Source organism: Proteus sp. Marseille-Q3619 (genome assembly GCF_965283115.1).
In genome coordinates this window covers 2,382,648-2,401,423 of the sequence record NZ_CBDIMP010000001.1, presented here as the reverse complement: position 1 = coordinate 2,401,423, position 18,776 = coordinate 2,382,648, and the positions used below count along the sequence as shown (strand labels likewise).

The 18,776-nt window shown below is 42.8% G+C and carries 13 protein-coding genes, 3 tRNA genes and 3 rRNA genes; 4 read left to right on the top strand and 15 right to left on the bottom strand.

The genetic code is table 11. The features are described from left to right. Positions 1-107 precede the first annotated feature (107 nt). Positions 108-995, top strand: a complete 888-nt coding sequence (ilvY, locus tag ACWPWK_RS11040; RefSeq protein ID WP_109372749.1) for an HTH-type transcriptional activator IlvY — start codon at positions 108-110, stop codon at positions 993-995. Here ilvY and ilvA read toward each other — a convergent pair. The 6 genes from ilvA to ilvL form a co-directional block, all read right to left on the bottom strand. Further along, on the bottom strand, positions 981-2,555 hold the full coding sequence (ilvA, locus tag ACWPWK_RS11035; RefSeq protein ID WP_109372750.1) for a threonine ammonia-lyase, biosynthetic: 1,575 nt from the start codon (positions 2,553-2,555) through the stop codon (positions 981-983). The genes ilvY and ilvA overlap by 15 nt on opposite strands. A gap of 3 nt (positions 2,556-2,558) precedes the next feature. Further along, entirely contained in the window at positions 2,559-4,409 is a 1,851-nt protein-coding gene (gene ilvD / locus ACWPWK_RS11030) for a dihydroxy-acid dehydratase (protein ID WP_109372751.1), read from the bottom strand. Positions 4,410-4,481: 72 nt separating this feature from the next. After that, the gene (ilvE, locus tag ACWPWK_RS11025; RefSeq protein ID WP_069369927.1) at positions 4,482-5,408 is read right to left on the bottom strand and encodes a branched-chain-amino-acid transaminase; all 927 of its coding nucleotides are present in this window, start codon (positions 5,406-5,408) and stop codon (positions 4,482-4,484) included. Positions 5,409-5,418: 10 nt separating this feature from the next. Further along, on the bottom strand, positions 5,419-5,694 hold the full coding sequence (ilvM, locus tag ACWPWK_RS11020; protein WP_109372752.1) for an acetolactate synthase 2 small subunit: 276 nt from the start codon (positions 5,692-5,694) through the stop codon (positions 5,419-5,421). Beyond that, positions 5,691-7,340 (bottom strand): acetolactate synthase 2 catalytic subunit, encoded by a 1,650-nt coding sequence (ilvG, locus tag ACWPWK_RS11015; protein WP_109372753.1) that lies wholly within the window; start codon positions 7,338-7,340, stop codon positions 5,691-5,693. Before ilvG ends, ilvM begins: the two co-directional genes overlap by 4 nt. A 129-nt stretch (positions 7,341-7,469) precedes the next feature. After that, the gene (gene ilvL / locus ACWPWK_RS11010) at positions 7,470-7,571 is read right to left on the bottom strand and encodes an ilv operon leader peptide (protein ID WP_071788577.1); all 102 of its coding nucleotides are present in this window, start codon (positions 7,569-7,571) and stop codon (positions 7,470-7,472) included. Positions 7,572-8,022: 451 nt separating this feature from the next. On the opposite strand from ilvL, the gene ACWPWK_RS11005 reads away from it, so the two are divergent. Next, positions 8,023-9,555, top strand: a complete 1,533-nt coding sequence (locus ACWPWK_RS11005; RefSeq protein WP_109372754.1) for a YifB family Mg chelatase-like AAA ATPase — start codon at positions 8,023-8,025, stop codon at positions 9,553-9,555. A gap of 45 nt (positions 9,556-9,600) precedes the next feature. Here the strand turns inward: ACWPWK_RS11005 and ACWPWK_RS11000 are convergent, their stop codons facing one another. After that, complete coding sequence (locus tag ACWPWK_RS11000) at positions 9,601-9,939, bottom strand: DUF413 domain-containing protein (protein WP_036939631.1); 339 nt, start codon at positions 9,937-9,939, stop codon at positions 9,601-9,603. A 115-nt stretch (positions 9,940-10,054) separates the two neighbouring features. Here ACWPWK_RS11000 and hdfR point away from each other — a divergent pair, with 115 nt between their 5' ends. Then, positions 10,055-10,876 carry an HTH-type transcriptional regulator HdfR gene (hdfR, locus tag ACWPWK_RS10995; RefSeq protein WP_109372755.1) on the top strand — a complete coding sequence of 274 codons (822 nt, stop codon included), beginning with the start codon at positions 10,055-10,057 and terminating at the stop codon, positions 10,874-10,876. A gap of 248 nt (positions 10,877-11,124) precedes the next feature. Here hdfR and ACWPWK_RS10990 read toward each other — a convergent pair. From ACWPWK_RS10990 to ACWPWK_RS10965, 6 genes are all read right to left on the bottom strand, one after another. Further along, positions 11,125-11,200, bottom strand: a tRNA-Trp gene (locus ACWPWK_RS10990). Positions 11,201-11,207: 7 nt separating this feature from the next. Next, positions 11,208-11,284 (bottom strand) — tRNA-Asp (locus ACWPWK_RS10985). A 50-nt stretch (positions 11,285-11,334) separates the two neighbouring features. Next, positions 11,335-11,450: ribosomal RNA gene (rrf, locus tag ACWPWK_RS10980) — 5S ribosomal RNA — on the bottom strand. Positions 11,451-11,568: 118 nt separating this feature from the next. Next, positions 11,569-14,471, bottom strand: a 23S ribosomal RNA gene (locus ACWPWK_RS10975). A 366-nt stretch (positions 14,472-14,837) separates the two neighbouring features. Continuing rightward, positions 14,838-14,913, bottom strand: a tRNA-Glu gene (locus tag ACWPWK_RS10970). Positions 14,914-14,997: 84 nt separating this feature from the next. Then, positions 14,998-16,540, bottom strand: a 16S ribosomal RNA gene (locus ACWPWK_RS10965). The 16S, 23S and 5S rRNA genes sit together here with 3 tRNA genes alongside, the layout of an rRNA operon. Positions 16,541-17,154: 614 nt before the next feature. On the opposite strand from ACWPWK_RS10965, the gene ACWPWK_RS10960 reads away from it, so the two are divergent. Beyond that, positions 17,155-17,718 carry a gamma carbonic anhydrase family protein gene (locus tag ACWPWK_RS10960; RefSeq protein ID WP_109374357.1) on the top strand — a complete coding sequence of 188 codons (564 nt, stop codon included), beginning with the start codon at positions 17,155-17,157 and terminating at the stop codon, positions 17,716-17,718. On the opposite strand, the gene ACWPWK_RS10955 is transcribed toward ACWPWK_RS10960, so the two are convergent. Together ACWPWK_RS10955 and aroE are read right to left on the bottom strand one after the other, a co-directional pair. Beyond that, positions 17,694-17,954 (bottom strand): DUF1488 family protein, encoded by a 261-nt coding sequence (locus tag ACWPWK_RS10955; RefSeq protein ID WP_109374358.1) that lies wholly within the window; start codon positions 17,952-17,954, stop codon positions 17,694-17,696. The two genes, ACWPWK_RS10960 and ACWPWK_RS10955, sit on opposite strands and share 25 nt — an antisense overlap. Beyond that, positions 17,951-18,775: a shikimate dehydrogenase gene (gene aroE, locus ACWPWK_RS10950; protein WP_109374359.1), complete on the bottom strand. Its 825-nt coding sequence runs from the start codon at positions 18,773-18,775 to the stop codon at positions 17,951-17,953. The genes ACWPWK_RS10955 and aroE overlap by 4 nt, the downstream gene beginning before the upstream one ends. Position 18,776: the final 1 nt, after the last annotated feature.

Genomic DNA, 18,776 nt, shown 5'->3' with positions numbered 1-18,776 from the left:
GCATGACTTTACTATATGGGATGAAAGCCATTGCTTAAATTGATATATTTACAAGATAGTGTTGCAAAAAATGCAACGTACTTTTTTATCACAATGGGTGGCTGACAATGGATATTCGTGATCTCAAACTCTTCCTGCATTTAGCTGAAAGTTGCCACTTCACCAAGACAGCGCAGGCAATGCACGTCAGCCCTTCAACGCTCTCTCGTCAAATTCAACGCCTTGAAGAAAGCTTAGGTCATCCTCTGTTTTTACGTGATAACAGACAAGTGACTCTCACCGATGCTGGCGAGCAGTTAAAACGCTATGCTCAACAAACCTTATTGCAATATAAGCAACTTAAGCACACATTAAATCAAAATAGCCCAAGCCTTTCTGGCGAATTACGCCTATTTTGTTCTGTAACAGCGGCTTACAGCCATTTACCCCCTATTCTTGATCGCTTTCGTGCTGAACACCCATTAGTTGAAATAAAACTCACCACAGGAGATGCAGCTGATGCAGTCGATAAAGTGCAATCTGATGAGGCCGATTTAGGTATTGCAGGAAAACCTGAAAAGCTTCCTGAAAATATCTGCTTTGAAAAAATAGGCGAAATTCCATTAGTACTGATTGCGCCCGCTCTGCCTTGTAATGTTCGTCATCTTGCAACACAAGAGAAACCCGATTGGCTCAATATTCCATTTATCATTCCTGAACATGGCCCATCTCGACAACGAATTGCATTATGGTTTAAACGCCATCGTATCCATAATCCCTTAATTTATGCGACTGTTTCAGGGCATGAAGCGATTGTCTCAATGGTTGCGTTAGGTTGTGGTATCGCGCTTATTCCACAGGTCGTCGTTGATAATTGTCCCGAGCCTGTGCGTAATCGCATCTCTTTATTGGATAATATTTCAATGGTAGAACCTTTCGAATTAGGCGTTTGCGGATCACACAAACGCCTTCAAGAGCCTGTGATCAGTGCTTTTTGGCGATTACTCCACGACTAAGCTTGTCGTTTGTGGTGACAGAAATAGCTGAAAAGAAGGATTTCCTGTCTCATCATGATATTCATAGCCTAATGCATCTAAATGTCGCTCGAAACGCCCTTCTGTTTCGGGCAATTCAAATGCCACCAGCACTCGACCATAATCAGTACCATGACTGCGATAATGGAATAGTGTGATATTCCAATAAGTGCCTAACGTTTTTAAAAACTTCATTAAAGCACCCGATGATTCTGGAAACTCGAAACTAAATAGACGCTCTTTAAGCGGCTTATTAGGACGACCACCGACCATATAACGCACATGCAGTTTTGCCATTTCATCATCAGATAAATCAGCGACTTGATAACCTGCAACCGTCAGCTCACGTAAAATTTCTTTACGCTCTTGCAGCCCTTGACTTAAACGTACGCCCACGAAAATACGTGCATTTTCAGGATCAGCATCGCTATAACGATAATTAAATTCAGTGACCACACGTTGACCTAGGATTTGGCAAAAACGTAAAAAACTGCCTTTTTGCTCAGGAATAGTCACAGCGAATAGCGCTTCACGTTTTTCGCCTAGTTCACAGCGTTCAGAAACATAACGTAAGCCATGAAAATTCACATTTGCACCAGAAAGTACATGCGCTAGACGCTCTCCTTTGATCTGGTGCTCTTCTACGTATTTTTTAAGCCCTGCTAATGCCAATGCGCCCGAAGGCTCTGCAATCGCACGCACATCTTCAAATAAATCTTTTACAGCAGCGCAAATTTCATCACTATCAACAGTAATCACATCATCGACATACTTCTGGCATAAACGAAAAGTTTCATCACCAATACGCTTAACGGCAACACCTTCTGCAAATAAGCCTACGCGAGCTAATTCAACAGGGTGTCCTGCCTTTAATGCTGCTTTTAAACATGCTGCATCTTCTGCTTCAACGCCGATAATTTTAATTTCTGGCATAAGCTGTTTGATTAATACAGCCACTCCAGCAATTAAACCTCCACCACCTACAGGTACGAAAATACGATCAAGATGAACATCTTGTTGCAATAATTCCATTGCTAATGTTGCCTGCCCTGCAATCACAGCGGGGTGATCAAAAGGCGGAACAAAGGTGTATCCCATCTCTTCAGATAGTGCGATAGCTTTCGCTTTTGCTTCATCAAAGTTGGCACCATAAAGCAATGCTTCTCCACCAAATTGGCGAACCGCATCGACTTTGATATCCGCTGTTGCCACTGGCATCACGATTAATGCCTTTACACCCATTCGATTCGCTGACAACGCAACGCCTTGAGCGTGGTTACCCGCCGAAGCAGTTACAACGCCTTTCGCTTTTTGTTCAGGAGTCAACCCTGCAATCATGGTGTAAGCACCACGTAATTTAAAACTATGAACAGGTTGTCTATCTTCACGCTTAACTAAAATCGTATTTTCTAAGCGTTCAGAGATTTTTGTCATCTCTTGAAGTGGCGTGACAATTGCCGCTTCATAAACAGGTGCGCTCAGCGTCGCTTTTAAATATTCAGCGCTACTTGGCGCTGAATTTAAAGGTCTAAAGGCAGCCATTTCTTAGCCCCCTAATTTAGATTTATCGCGCACAGCACCTTTATCAGCACTGGTTGCTAAAGAGGCATAAGCACGTAAAGCAAAAGAGACTTGGCGCTGTCTATCTTGTGGTGTCCACGCTTTATCACCACGAGCATTTTGTGCATCACGACGTGCAGATAACGTTTTATCATCTACCTTTAATGAGATCTCACGAGTTGGAATATTGATAGAGACAATATCACCTTCTTCTACTAAACCAATTACACCACCACTTGCTGCTTCAGGTGAAACATGACCGATAGATAAGCCAGATGTTCCCCCAGAGAAACGTCCGTCAGTGATAAGTGCGCAAGCTTTACCTAATCCCATTGATTTTAAATATGAGGTTGGATACAGCATCTCTTGCATACCTGGCCCACCTTTAGGACCTTCATAGCGAATAATGACCACATCGCCTGCCACTACTTTTCCACCTAAGATGGCCTCAACAGCATCGTCTTGGCTTTCATATACTTTTGCAGGACCGCTAAAAATCAAGTTATCTTCATCAACACCCGCAGTTTTAACAATACAGCCATCTTCTGCTAAGTTACCTGATAACACGGCCAATCCACCATCTTGGCTATAAGCATGTTCTTTACTGCGGATACACCCGTTTTCACGATCGGTATCTAAGGTTGGCCAACGGCAATTTTGAGAGAATGCCTTCGTGGTACGAATACCCGCAGGACCTGCTTGGAACATCGATTTTACTTGCTCATCTTGCGTTAACATCACGTCATATTGCGCTAATGTTTCTGGCAAGCTTAGCCCTAAGATATTATCCACATTACGGTTAAGTAATCCGGCTCTGTCTAATTCACCTAAAATACCCATAACTCCACCTGCACGGTGAACATCTTCCATATGATATTTTTGTGTACTTGGTGCCACTTTACATAAATGAGGGACTTGGCGAGAAAGTCTGTCGATATCTTCCATGGTGAAGTCAACCTCACCTTCTTGTGCAGCAGCTAATAAATGCAGAACCGTATTTGTCGAGCCACCCATTGCAATATCTAATATCATCGCATTTTCAAAGGCTTCTTTTTTAGCGATATTGCGCGGTAATGCGGACTCATCATCTTTTTCATAATAACGCTTGGTTAATTCAACAATTCGCTTACCTGCGTTGATAAACAGCGTTTCACGATCTGCGTGTGTTGCTAATAATGAGCCATTTCCGGGTTGAGATAATCCCAGAGCTTCGGTTAAACAGTTCATGGAGTTTGCGGTAAACATACCTGAACACGATCCGCAAGTCGGACAAGCAGATCGTTCAATTTGCTCACTATCCGCATCGCTAACATTTGGATTCGCCCCTTGGATCATGGCATCAACCAGATCCAATTTGATCAGTTGATCTGAAAGCTTCGTTTTACCTGCTTCCATAGGGCCACCCGAAACAAAAATAACAGGAATATTTAAGCGTAAAGACGCCATTAACATTCCTGGGGTGATCTTGTCGCAGTTTGAGATACACACCATCGCATCAGCACAGTGCGCATTAACCATATATTCAACAGAGTCTGCGATAAGTTCACGCGATGGCAAAGAATAAAGCATGCCACCGTGCCCCATTGCGATACCGTCATCAACAGCAATAGTATTAAATTCTTTAGCGACACCACCAGCAGCTTCAATTTGCTCAGCAACCAGTTTTCCTAAATCCCGCAGATGCACATGACCCGGTACAAATTGCGTAAATGAGTTCACAACAGCGATAATGGGTTTACCAAAATCAGCATCAGTCATTCCCGTTGCGCGCCATAAGGCACGGGCTCCCGCCATATTACGACCGTGTGTCGTTGTCGCTGAACGGTATTTAGGCATTTTTCACACTCCTGCGATAAAGAAAGCGAGTAGGGAACGAGCTACCCGCTAAACAAATTTATTTGATTATGTTTATGAATTGATTGGATCTAACCAGCCGTATTTATCTTCTGTCTCACCTGTGAACAGACCAAAGAACGCCTTTTGAATTGCTTTGGTCACAGGGCCACAACGTCCGATACCGACTTGAATACCATCAACACTACGTACTGGGGTTATCTCTGCGGCTGTACCTGACATAAAGACTTCATCTGCAAGATAAAGTGATTCACGGGAAAGGACTTGTTCACGCACTTCATAACCGAGATCTTTTGCTAATTTGATAATGGCATCACGCGTGATCCCCGGTAGTGCTGATGAAGTAAATGGGGGTGTAAAAATAACACCGTCTTTTACTTCAAATAGGTTTTCACCTGCCCCTTCTGATAAATAACCATGCACATCTAATGCAATCCCTTCTTGATAACCATGACGGCGAGCTTCGCTTCCCACTAATAGTGAAGATAAATAGTTGCCACCCGCTTTTGCTGCTGTTGGAATAGTATTTGGTGCAGCACGATGCCAAGAAGAAACCATTGCATCAATACCTTTATCTAACGCTTCTTCACCGAGGTAAGCTCCCCATGGAAATGCGGCAATGATCACATCTGTTTTATAACCTGCTGGCGGATTAACACCCATACCGACATCACCAATAAAAACTAATGGGCGAATATAAGCACTGACTAATTTGTTTTTACGTAAGGTTTCACGACAGGCTTCCATTAACTCATCAACACTTTGCTCAACAGGCATACGATAAATTTTTGCTGAATCATGTAAACGTTGCATGTGTTCACGATGGCGAAAGACCACAGGTCCTTTATGAGAATCATAACAACGCACACCTTCAAACACAGAGGTTCCATAATGTAATGCATGAGACATAACATGAACTTTTGCCTCAGCCCAAGGAACCATTTCACCGTTAAACCAAATATAATCAGCTTGCTTTGTCATTCTTTTATCCTTACATGGCACTTAGTGCATTCATGAATCGTAATTTTTCTTTCTGTTGATGTGATACTTGAATACCTGCAACATCAGCTAATTTTTTTAACTGGCTGCACAGAAGTTCTAATGGTCGCTGACTACTCACTGTCAGGCTTAAATTGATATTATTACTTTCAGTGATATTCATATTCATTGAGCAGATATGAAAACCACGATGACGAATAACTCTCAGGATACGTTCTAAGATCTCTGGACAAAAACGGGCTTCAATTGTGATATTGTGTTGGTTCATTTTGATTTCTCCATCATCTCATCATTACTTGCGCCCGGCGGGACTAAAGGCCAGACATTTTCTGCATCATCGATAGATACCTGTAATAAGTAAGGGCCATCGCTCTCTAATAAACATTTTATTGCATCAGCAACCTGTGCTTTTTCTGTGATGCGTTGCCCAGGGATATCAAAAGCTTTTGCTAAGGCAACAAAGTCTGGATTATCTGTTAAAATCGTTTCGCTATAACGTTGTTCAAAAAACAACTCTTGCCATTGACGAACCATACCAAGACGTTGGTTATCTAATAGCACCAATTTGATAGGTAATTGCTTACGCTTAATTGTGCCCAATTCCTGCACATTCATCATAAAAGAGCCATCACCAGACACACAGATAACACATGCATCAGGTCTAGCAATTTGAGCGCCCACTGCTGCTGGGATACCAAATCCCATGGTGCCTAAACCACTTGAGGTGATAAAGTTTTCAGGTGCATCAAATGTCATATGTTGTGCCGACCACATTTGATGTTGGCCTACATCTGTTGTCACAATCGTATTTTCAGGTTTCGCATCTGATAATTGTTTTAATAATAATGGGGCATAAATTGCGGAGCCTGGATGATCGTAACGCCACGCGTGTTCGGCTTTTAATTCTTGTACTTCTTGTTGCCAAGCAGCGATAGATAATGGCTGAGACAAAGCAGGTAACAACACTTTCGCATCACCTAATAACGCCACATGCGCTTGTTTCAATTTATTTAATTCTGCATAGTCGATATCGATATGGATAACCTTGGCATTAGGTGCGAAAGTATTTAATCGCCCAGTAACGCGATCATCAAAACGTGCACCAACAGCGATTAATAAATCACTACGCTGAACAGCATAATTTGCCGCTTTAGTGCCATGCATACCTAACATGCCTAAATAGTTAGCATCTAATGCATCGGCACAGCCTAACCCTTTTAAAGTGGAAACAACGGGCATTTCTGTTTGCTTCACAAATGCTCTTAACGTTTCCACTGCATTGCTCATGGCAACACCACCACCTACATACAAAATCGGTTTTTGTGCCTTCGCTAACATCTGCTTAGCTTGAGTTAACTCTTGTGTTGGATAAGAAAATTCTTGCTCTTCTGGTAATTCATAGTTTGATAAATGGGAAGCATCCGCCAATTGAACATCTTTAGGAATATCAATTAAAACAGGGCCAGGGCGACCTTGAGATGCGATAGAGAATGCCTCTGATAACACTCTTGGTAATTCATCAACCGTCGAAACTAAAAAGCTATGTTTCGTACACGCCAATGAAAGACCTAAAACGTCAATTTCTTGGAATGCATCAGTACCAATTAAATTGGAAGCAACTTGCCCAGTGATAGCAACAACAGGCACAGAATCTAACAATGCATCAGCAAGTCCAGTGATGACATTAGTAGCGCCTGGGCCTGATGTCGCGATACAAATACCTGTCGTACCCGTAGAGCGAGCAAAACCAATAGCAGCAATTGCAGCACCTTGTTCATGGCGACATAAAACATGTTCAACACCACCATCATAAAGGGCATCGTAAACAGGCATGATAGCACCGCCAGGATAACCAAAGACTGTTTCGACTTGATGTTTTCGTAATGCCTGTACTAACCACTGTGCTCCATTCATTCTTTCACCCTGCCGTCTTAACTTCTTGTTTAATTTGAATTTATTTTCTATTTAATCTTTTTTCAAACTTAGGCTCAAAAAAAACCCCCGCGCCTTTCGGTGCGGGGGTTTTTAAGAGATCCGGCTAGTTTAGTTAGCCTTTCTTCGTCCTAGTGCAGCCCCGCACGGTGGGTTAATAATCACCACCACGCTGACAATAATTAGGCTAATCACTAGGACGATAGTATTCATAGTTTTATAACTTCTTTTCTTATTTAAAATGTATGTTTGTAATGTTGTGTTGTATTTTCTTTCACTCTGTCCTTTTAGAGTTATCATGATATTTTAGAATTGACAATGTTTATTTTAAAAATAATTATAACATGATGAATTTTATATGTTTTTTTATACCACAAACACCAATTAGAACATTCATCTATAAAATATTTATTTTTCAGTTATTAATACCAAGAAAGAACGCGTTATTTTGTTTTTTCTGCTATTGCATTTTATTATTCCAAGTTAAAAAACAATGATACTTTTCATTATATTTATATTAATTTATTAAATTAATCATTTAAAAAATTAATCATTATATTTCAAAATGTTATATTATTTTCGAAATATCTCGCATTTATTTAACTCTTCATTTAACACAAAAGAAAAAATAATTTAAAAAGAAAAAAATAATGGAGAATAAAAAATGGCATTAGCAATAATATATACGCGTGCCTCTTTAGGAATATCAGCTCCGCTTATTACTATCGAGGCTCATATTAGTCAGGGATTACCTGGATTAACATTAGTTGGATTACCTGAAACTGTCGTAAAAGAAGCAAAAGATAGAGTAAGGAGTGCATTAATTAATAGCGGATATACTTATCCTGCAAAAAGAATAACGATTAATCTTTCACCTGCCGATTTACCTAAAGAAGGTGCCCGTTATGATTTACCTATTGCACTAGCAATACTCATTGCATCAGAACAATTAATATCAAATAAATTAGAGTGTTATGAATTTATTGGAGAACTTGCACTTTCTGGAAAATTACAACGAGTTAATGCAGTTATTCCATCAATTCTTAGTGCATCAAAAGATCATCGAATATGTATTGTATCAACAGAACATCAAACTGAAGTTTCATTATTACCCAATAAATCGGCTTTATTAGCCTCTCATCTTTTAGAGATTTGTCATCATCTAGAAAATAATACGCCATTAATTGAAACAGAAAGTTTTATTATTAATGATGAAATTGAAAATCAAAATAATAAAGATATGAGCGATATAATTGGTCAAAATAATGCAAAAAGGGCAGCGGAAATCACAGCCGCAGGAAATCACAACATTTTATTTCTTGGGCCACCAGGAACAGGCAAAACAATGTTAGCGCAAAGAATAAGTACGCTTCTTCCGCCTTTAACTGCTAAAGAAGCACTTGATGTATTAATCATTAGTAGCTTAAGAGGAGTGACATTTGATGAAAGAAAGTGGCCTACAAGACCATTTAGAGCTCCACATCATACTTCCTCTGCTGTTGCTTTAACGGGAGGAGGCTCTCTTCCTAAACCTGGAGAAATTACATTAGCACATCACGGTATTTTATTTTTAGATGAATTACCAGAATTCGAGCGCCGAGTACTCGATGCATTACGTGAACCTCTAGATGCTAGGGAAATTACTATTTCACGCGCAAAAGCCAAAATAAGCTACCCTGCCAATGTATTATTGGTCGGTGCATTAAATCCAAGCCCAACAGGACATTATCAAGGTAATCACAATCGAGTACCAATAAAGCAAATCCTACGCTATTTAAGCAAGGTTTCTGGACCTTTTTTAGATAGGTTTGATTTATCTGTCGAAATGCCACTTCTTCCCCAAGGCGCGCTTATTCATCCTACATTTACCACAGAAAATAGTACGACAATTAGAGAACGTGTTCTAAAGGCAAGAGAAAGACAATTTGCACGATGTGGAAAAGTGAATACTTATTTAACTGGAAAAGAGATCGAATGCTATTGCTCATTGAATACCAGTGATGCAACTTTTCTTGAAGATACACTTAATAAATTAGGATTATCGATACGAGCTTGGCATAAAATTTTAAGAGTATCGAGGACTATTGCAGATCTTGCAAATGAAGAGAAAATACAGCGAAATCATTTAATTGAAGCATTAAGCTTTCGTGCAATGGATAGATTAATGATCTATTTACAAAAACAACTAGATGGGTAATAAAAAGGAGCGAAAAAACGCTCCTTTTAACTAAAACTAATGATATTAATCATCAGAGTCGGTATAGTCATCAGATGGATCGAGCTGCGGCTTTCCACCCGATAATGTATGAAAACGTTTTGGACGACTTATACGACTCGTATATTTCTTCCAAATTTTTTCTTCAACCGTTGCTGCTTCTCGTTCGCCACGACACATGGCAACAAATAATTTTTCCGCTTCAGTTGTAGGCTCTCGTTTACCTAAATCAAGCTCGTTAAAGGCTTGACCATGACGTTCCAATATCTGGGATTCCTTGATAGTGAAATCGCCATGACGAGAAAAACCACGCGGATAATGTTTATTGTCAAAAAAACGATTAGTCGTGATAAAACTTTCTGCCATCTGACACACTCCTAATTCTCTATCATCATACTTATGGCGCGGAGTATTAGATAGTCATGCGGTTCTGTAAAACAAAATATTTAAATCGTAACGACAAATTTTTTTGGAGATATATGTGGATACCGAATTACTGAAAACCTTTTTGGAAGTCAGTAAGACTAGACACTTTGGGCGAGCCGCTGAATCTCTTTATTTAACTCAGTCTGCGGTTAGTTTTAGAATACGACAACTGGAAACACAATTAGGCACAAATCTATTTACTCGCCATCGTAATAATATTCGTCTAACTGTCGCTGGTGAAAGGCTGATCCCTTATGCTGAATCGTTAATGAATACATGGCTTCTCGCTAAAAAAGAGATTAGCCATGCTTCTCAACATTCAGAGCTATCAATTGGCGCCACAGCATCACTCTGGGAAGCATATCTGACATCTTGGTTGCAGGAATCTTATCTAGAAAGAGAAGAGCTCAGAATCGAATCTAGAGTCTCTACAAGGCAATCTCTTGTAAAACAACTTCATGCAAGAGAGCTCGATCTTCTTTTTACGACTGAAGCACCAAAAATGGATGAATTAGAAAGTAAAATTATTGGCGATATTACTTTTCAGTTGATGAAAATAGCATCAAATAAAAACGAAGAAATAGCACAATTTATCAAAATTGAATGGAGTGCTGATTTTCAGCCTTTTCTTTCTAATGGTGCAGTGCAAAAAATTGATCCTATTTTAACCACTAACTCTGCAATGATTGCTTATCAGTTAATGAAAACAACGCAAGCAGTTGCATTTTTACCTACGCATTGGCTAGATCTCTATTCAGATCTAGCCCCTGCCTCAACAGAAATTATTCAAAAACCTTTATTCGCGGTTTGGCTAAATACGAGTGATCAACAAGTATTGATACAACAGCTATTAAAACAGCCGATAAATCATCAATAAAGCTTAAATCCACGCTATAGTTATTCATGATATTAACAAATCACTCTTGGGTTTAAGCTTCATCACTAGAATTTTTATTACATATAACAGGGAATATTACTGATAGATATTGGTAAAAGAGGCTCATTGGTAGGCTAGTCGGTGGGAATTTAGTGCAGTAAATATTGAAAATATACAGATAACAAAAAGCCCAGTTAATTAACTGGGCTACAAAGAAGTATAAATTTTGTTATTACTTAATTGGTAACTGGCAGGGGCGGAGAGGCTCGAACTCCCAACACCCGGTTTTGGAGACCGGTGCTCTACCAATTGAACTACGCCCCTAAATAGTTGGCGGAACGGACGGGACTCGAACCCGCGACCCCCTGCGTGACAGGCAGGTATTCTAACCAACTGAACTACCGCTCCGCGTATTCTTTGCGCGATTAATGTTATTTAACACTAACGCTTTAATTAATGCCTGGCAGTTCCCTACTCTCACATGGGGAGACCCCACACTACCATCGGCGCTACAACGTTTCACTTCTGAGTTCGGCATGGATTCAGGTGGGTCCGCTGCGCTATGGCCGCCAAGCAAATTCGGTTTTATTACCCGTTACTGTCGTTTCTTTCTCAGTAACCAGCAATTTCAATCTTAAACAAGCTTACTTCATCTACTGTTTGTCTCTCAGACAAAACACCTTCGGTGTTGTCAGGTTAAGCCTCACGGTTCATTAGTACTGGTTAGCTCAACGTATCGCTACGCTTACACACCCAGCCTATCAACGTCTTAGTCTTAAACGTTCCTTTAGGTCACTCTAGGTGACAGGGAAGACTCATCTCGAGGCAAGTTTCCCGCTTAGATGCTTTCAGCGGTTATCTCTTCCGCACTTAGCTACCGGGCAATGCCATTGGCATGACAACCCGAACACCAGTGGTGCGTTCACTCCGGTCCTCTCGTACTAGGAGCAACCCCTCTCAATCTTCCAACGCCCACGGCAGATAGGGACCGAACTGTCTCACGACGTTCTAAACCCAGCTCGCGTACCACTTTAAATGGCGAACAGCCATACCCTTGGGACCTACTTCAGCCCCAGGATGTGATGAGCCGACATCGAGGTGCCAAACACCGCCGTCGATATGAACTCTTGGGCGGTATCAGCCTGTTATCCCCGGAGTACCTTTTATCCGTTGAGCGATGGCCCTTCCATTCAGAACCACCGGATCACTAAGACCTACTTTCGTACCTGCTCGAGCCGTCACTCTCACAGTCAAGCTGGCTTATGCCTTTGCACTAACCGCATGATGTCCGACCATGCTTAGCCAACCTTCGTGCTCCTCCGTTACTCTTTAGGAGGAGACCGCCCCAGTCAAACTACCCACCAGACACGGTCCCCGACCCAGATTATGGGCCTAGGTTAGAACATCAAACGTTAAAGGGTGGTATTTCAAGGTTGACTCCATGCAGACTGGCGTCCACACTTCTAAGTCTCCCACCTATCCTACACATCAAGGCTCAATGTTCAGTGTCAAGCTATAGTAAAGGTTCACGGGGTCTTTCCGTCTTGCCGCGGGTACACTGCATCTTCACAGCGAGTTCAATTTCACTGAGTCTCGGGTGGAGACAGCCTGGCCATCATTACGCCATTCGTGCAGGTCGGAACTTACCCGACAAGGAATTTCGCTACCTTAGGACCGTTATAGTTACGGCCGCCGTTTACTGGGGCTTCGATCAAGAGCTTCTCCCTAAGGATAACCCCATCAATTAACCTTCCAGCACCGGGCAGGCGTCACACCGTATACGTCCACTTTCGTGTTTGCACAGTGCTGTGTTTTTAATAAACAGTTGCAGCCAGCTGGTATCTTCGACTGGCTTCGGCTCCGTCCGCAAGGGACTTCACTTACCGCCAGCGTGCCTTCTCCCGAAGTTACGGCACCATTTTGCCTAGTTCCTTCACCCGAGTTCTCTCAAGCGCCTGAGTATTCTCTACCTGACCACCTGTGTCGGTTTGGGGTACGATTGTTGGTAACCTGAAGCTTAGAGGCTTTTCCTGGAAGCAGGGCATCAATTGCTTCACCACCTTAGTGGCTCGTCATCACACCTCAGCATTAAGTGACCGGATTTGCCTAATCACTCTGCCTACATGCTTGAACCGGGACGACCGTCGCCCGGACAACCTAGCCTTCTCCGTTCCCCCATCGCAGTTACCACCAGTACGGGAATATTAACCCGTTTCCCATCGACTACGCTTTTCAGCCTCGCCTTAGGGGTCGACTCACCCTGCCCCGATTAACGTTGGACAGGAACCCTTGGTCTTCCGGCGTGCGGGTTTTTCACCCGCATTATCGTTACTTATGTCAGCATTCGCACTTCTGATACCTCCAGCATACCTCACAGTACACCTTCGCAGGCTTACAGAACGCTCCCCTACCCAACAACACATAGTGTCGCTGCCGCAGCTTCGGTGCATGGTTTAGCCCCGTTACATCTTCCGCGCGGGCCGACTCGACCAGTGAGCTATTACGCTTTCTTTAAATGATGGCTGCTTCTAAGCCAACATCCTGGCTGTCTGAGCCTTCCCACTTCGTTTCCCACTTAACCATGACTTTGGGACCTTAGCTGGCGGTCTGGGTTGTTTCCCTCTTCACGACGGACGTTAGCACCCGCCGTGTGTCTCCCGTGATAACATTCTTCGGTATTCGCAGTTTGCATCGAGTTGGTAAGTCGGGATGACCCCCTAGTCGAAACAGTGCTCTACCCCCGAAGATGAGTTCACGAGGCGCTACCTAAATAGCTTTCGGGGAGAACCAGCTATCTCCCGGTTTGATTGGCCTTTCACCCCCATCCACAAGTCATCCGCTAATTTTTCAACATTAGTCGGTTCGGTCCTCCAGTTAGTGTTACCCAACCTTCAACCTGCCCATGGATAGATCACCGGGTTTCGGGTCTATACCCTGCAACTCATTCGCCCAGTTAAGACTCGGTTTCCCTACGGCTCCCCTATTCGGTTAACCTTGCTACAGAATATAAGTCGCTGACCCATTATACAAAAGGTACGCAGTCACCTCACGAAGAGGCTCCTACTGCTTGTACGTACACGGTTTCAGGTTCTTTTTCACTCCCCTCGCCGGGGTTCTTTTCGCCTTTCCCTCACGGTACTGGTTCACTATCGGTCAATCAGGAGTATTTAGCCTTGGAGGATGGTCCCCCCATATTCAGACAGGATAACACGTGTCCCGCCCTACTCGTCGAGTTCACAATAACAGCATCTTCAGATACGGGGCTATCACCCTTTACTGCCGGACTTTCCAGACCGTTCTCCTGATGCTGCTATTGATTAAGACTCTGGGCTGTTCCCCGTTCGCTCGCCGCTACTAGGGGAATCTCGGTTGATTTCTTTTCCTCGGGGTACTGAGATGTTTCAGTTCTCCCGGTTCGCTTCATTAACCTATGTATTCAGTTAATGATAATATCCATTGGATATTGGGTTTCCCCATTCGGAAATCGTCGGGTATAACGGTTCATATCACCTTACCGACGCTTATCGCAGATTAGCACGTCCTTCATCGCCTCTGATTGCCTAGGCATCCACCGTGTACGCTTATTCGCTTAACCTCACAACCCGAAGGTGTCTTTTTGAAGACTATCTTGGTGGTGATGGCTGCGCAGATTACATTTCGTCGTTGGGCAGTGCTCGCCATGCTCACATACTTATGTATGTTGCGCTGGCTGCGCGCTGGCCGCCTCGAACTGTAAATTGCTCGCTCATCCCACTTTGATGTCAAAAACACATTCAAAGTTTGAGATTTTGAGAGACTCATCAATATACCTCGGTGATATATTGATTTGTTTTCAATTTTTCAGCTTGTTCCAGATTGTTAAAGAGCATAATAGGTAAAATAACTCATGCGAATTATCTTAACTATTCTCTGATTCTCATCAGACTATAGTGTGGTACGCCTTTCACTCATACCGCGCAATTGGCGTCCCCTAGGGGATTCGAACCCCTGTTACCGCCGTGAAAGGGCGGTGTCCTAGGCCTCTAGACGAAGGGGACTTCAGTCAGCTTCGCAGACGCGCTTTTGCTCGTTCTTCATCAGACAATCTGTGTGAGCACTACACATAACACGTATCTCTTAGGTAAGGAGGTGATCCAACCGCAGGTTCCCCTACGGTTACCTTGTTACGACTTCACCCCAGTCATGAATCACAAAGTGGTAAGCGCCCTCCCGAAGGTTAAGCTACCTACTTCTTTTGCAACCCACTCCCATGGTGTGACGGGCGGTGTGTACAAGGCCCGGGAACGTATTCACCGTAGCATTCTGATCTACGATTACTAGCGATTCCGACTTCATGGAGTCGAGTTGCAGACTCCAATCCGGACTACGACAGACTTTATGAGTTCCGCTTGCTCTCGCGAGGTCGCTTCTCTTTGTATCTGCCATTGTAGCACGTGTGTAGCCCTACTCGTAAGGGCCATGATGACTTGACGTCATCCCCACCTTCCTCCGGTTTATCACCGGCAGTCTCCTTTGAGTTCCCGCCATCACGCGCTGGCAACAAAGGATAAGGGTTGCGCTCGTTGCGGGACTTAACCCAACATTTCACAACACGAGCTGACGACAGCCATGCAGCACCTGTCTCAGCGTTCCCGAAGGCACTCCTCTATCTCTAAAGGATTCGCTGGATGTCAAGAGTAGGTAAGGTTCTTCGCGTTGCATCGAATTAAACCACATGCTCCACCGCTTGTGCGGGCCCCCGTCAATTCATTTGAGTTTTAACCTTGCGGCCGTACTCCCCAGGCGGTCGATTTAACGCGTTAGCTCCAGAAGCCACGGTTCAAGACCACAACCTCTAAATCGACATCGTTTACAGCGTGGACTACCAGGGTATCTAATCCTGTTTGCTCCCCACGCTTTCGCACCTGAGCGTCAGTCTTTGTCCAGGGGGCCGCCTTCGCCACCGGTATTCCTCCACATCTCTACGCATTTCACCGCTACACGTGGAATTCTACCCCCCTCTACAAGACTCTAGCCAACCAGTTTCAGATGCAATTCCCAAGTTAAGCTCGGGGCTTTCACATCTGACTTAATTGACCGCCTGCGTGCGCTTTACGCCCAGTAATTCCGATTAACGCTTGCACCCTCCGTATTACCGCGGCTGCTGGCACGGAGTTAGCCGGTGCTTCTTCTGCGGGTAACGTCAATTGATAAAGGTATTAACTTTATCACCTTCCTCCCCGCTGAAAGTACTTTACAACCCTAAGGCCTTCTTCATACACGCGGCATGGCTGCATCAGGCTTGCGCCCATTGTGCAATATTCCCCACTGCTGCCTCCCGTAGGAGTCTGGGCCGTGTCTCAGTCCCAGTGTGGCTGATCATCCTCTCAGACCAGCTAGAGATCGTCGCCTAGGTGAGCCATTACCTCACCTACTAGCTAATCCCATATGGGTTCATCCGATAGCGCAAGGTCCGAAGAGCCCCTGCTTTGGTCCGTAGACGTCATGCGGTATTAGCTACCGTTTCCAGTAGTTATCCCCCTCTATCGGGCAGATCCCCATACATTACTCACCCGTCCGCCGCTCGTCAGCAAGAAAGCAAGCTTTCTCCTGTTACCGCTCGACTTGCATGTGTTAGGCCTGCCGCCAGCGTTCAATCTGAGCCATGATCAAACTCTTCAATTAAAAGTGTTTGATGCTCAAAGAAATCGAAAACTTAGCTATTCATAAATGAATTTACTTTTGTTGTTCACTCTTCAAGACTTGATACATCTAATATTTTAGAAGATATCGTCTCTGCGAGTGCCCACACAGATTGTCTGATAATTTGTTAAAGAGCAGTGCAACATTCGCTGCCGTTTCCGGTCTTCTGCGCTGTTGCGAGGAGGCGTATATTACGTTATTCCTCTGAAGAGTCAAGAGTTTTTTCAAACTTTTTTCTTTTCTCTTCACCGTCCTGCGTGGCTTGTTGTTTGCTCATCGCCGGTCAGTGGATGCGCATTATAGGGAGATCTCGGATTAGCGCAAGTGTTTATTTCAATTTTTTTTCTGTTCGTTCTCTTTTTGAACTTTACGTCTATTTTTGATACGGAAAACATCTTTTGTGTGTAAAAAATATACGCTTTATCTTGTTATTGTCTATTCGGTATATTCTATCAATCACACTCTATTGCTCTACTTTCTCTTTTATTATCGTTTTTTATAGTCATGCATCATAAAAATCATTGCTCTCGCCAGCCCACCTCATCCACTGCTATGCTTTTCTTATTATAAAGTGAAACCAAGTACGAGGGTAAATTATGGGGAAATCAACAATCAGGAATTACTTACACCTTTCACCTTCTATTGATAAAGATGTTTTTATTGATGAAACAGCAACTGTGATTGGAGATGTACGTATTAGTGAAGATGTCAGTATTTGGCCTATGGTTGTTATTCGTGGTGATGTGAATTACGTAAGTATTGGGAAAAGATCAAATATTCAAGATGGTTCGGTTCTTCATGTCACTCACATCTCATCCAATGATCCTGAAGGTTTTCCTCTTATTATTGGTGACAACGTTACTGTGGGGCACAAAGCAATGCTACACGGGTGCACAATCGGAGATCGTGTTTTAGTAGGAATGGGTTCTATTTTACTTGATGGTGCAATTATTGAAGATGATGTAATGATTGGTGCAGGTAGTTTAGTTCCACCCGGAAAGCGGCTTGAAAGCGGTTTTCTTTACTTAGGAAGTCCAGTGAAAAAAGTTCGTCCACTTTCACCCGCAGAAATAGAGCACTTTATCTATTCTGCGAATAATTATGTTGGGTGGAAAAATAACTATCTAGCCACTTATCAATCTGCCATTGATAAAGAATAGATCGGATGAAGAGTTGATAACTCATGCACTGTTACCAACTCTTCAAATTCTTCTTCAATATCCCAGCGATTTTGTTTAAATAATAAAATTCCCTCACCATTACCAAAACGCTCTATAAGCTCTTGCTCTGTAATTTGACAATCAAAAAGCATTCCGTTGATCATTATAGGAAAAAGAACTTTCCTACTCTCAGCTAGCCATATTTCACGATCTGGAAATTGAATGGATTGGTTCATTTATTCAATCTTTCTCTTAATACATTAAGGACGGGGTTAATATCTGGTACAAGTTCATACCACAATTCAAATGCATAAGCCGCTTGCCCTACTAACATACCTAATCCATCTGATAAACGCGTACTTCCATGTTTCAACGCGTTATATAGAAATGAAGTCATTCCAGTTTGATAATAAAGGTCATAGCACGCTGTTTCAAAGCCATAAACATCATTAGGGATCGGTGGTAAATCATTAGTCATACTAGATGCAGATGCATTTATAATTAAATCGTAATGTTTATCAGCAACATCTTCAGCAGCCATTGCTCTGATCGTTCCAAATTGACTAAACTCTTTTACTAATTGCTCGGCTTTAGCAAATGTGCGATTGGTTAAAGTAATATCACAATCATAATCAAGTAGTGGAAGTAGTATTCCTCTTGTTGCGCCACCAGCACCAATAACTAAGACGGATTTAACCTTATTAGGCACGATAAAATCGAGCCTCGCTAAATCTAGAATAAGTCCTTGCCCATCAGTGTTATCACCAAGAAGTGATCCATCGTCTAATTTAACTATAGAGTTAACTGCGCCACATGCTTTTGCTCTATCTGTTAATTTATCCACAAAGCGGAATGCATCTTCTTTAAAAGGAACAGTAACATTAGCACCTCGCCCCCCATTAGAAAAAAAATGTGAGGCGGTTTTATTAAATTCACCTAAAGGAACAAGTAAGCGTCCATAGCCATACTCTATTCCTGTTTGTTTTGAAAAAAATTGGTGAATGAAAGGAGACTGACTATGCTCGATAGGGTTTCCCATCACTAAATATTTTTCCATC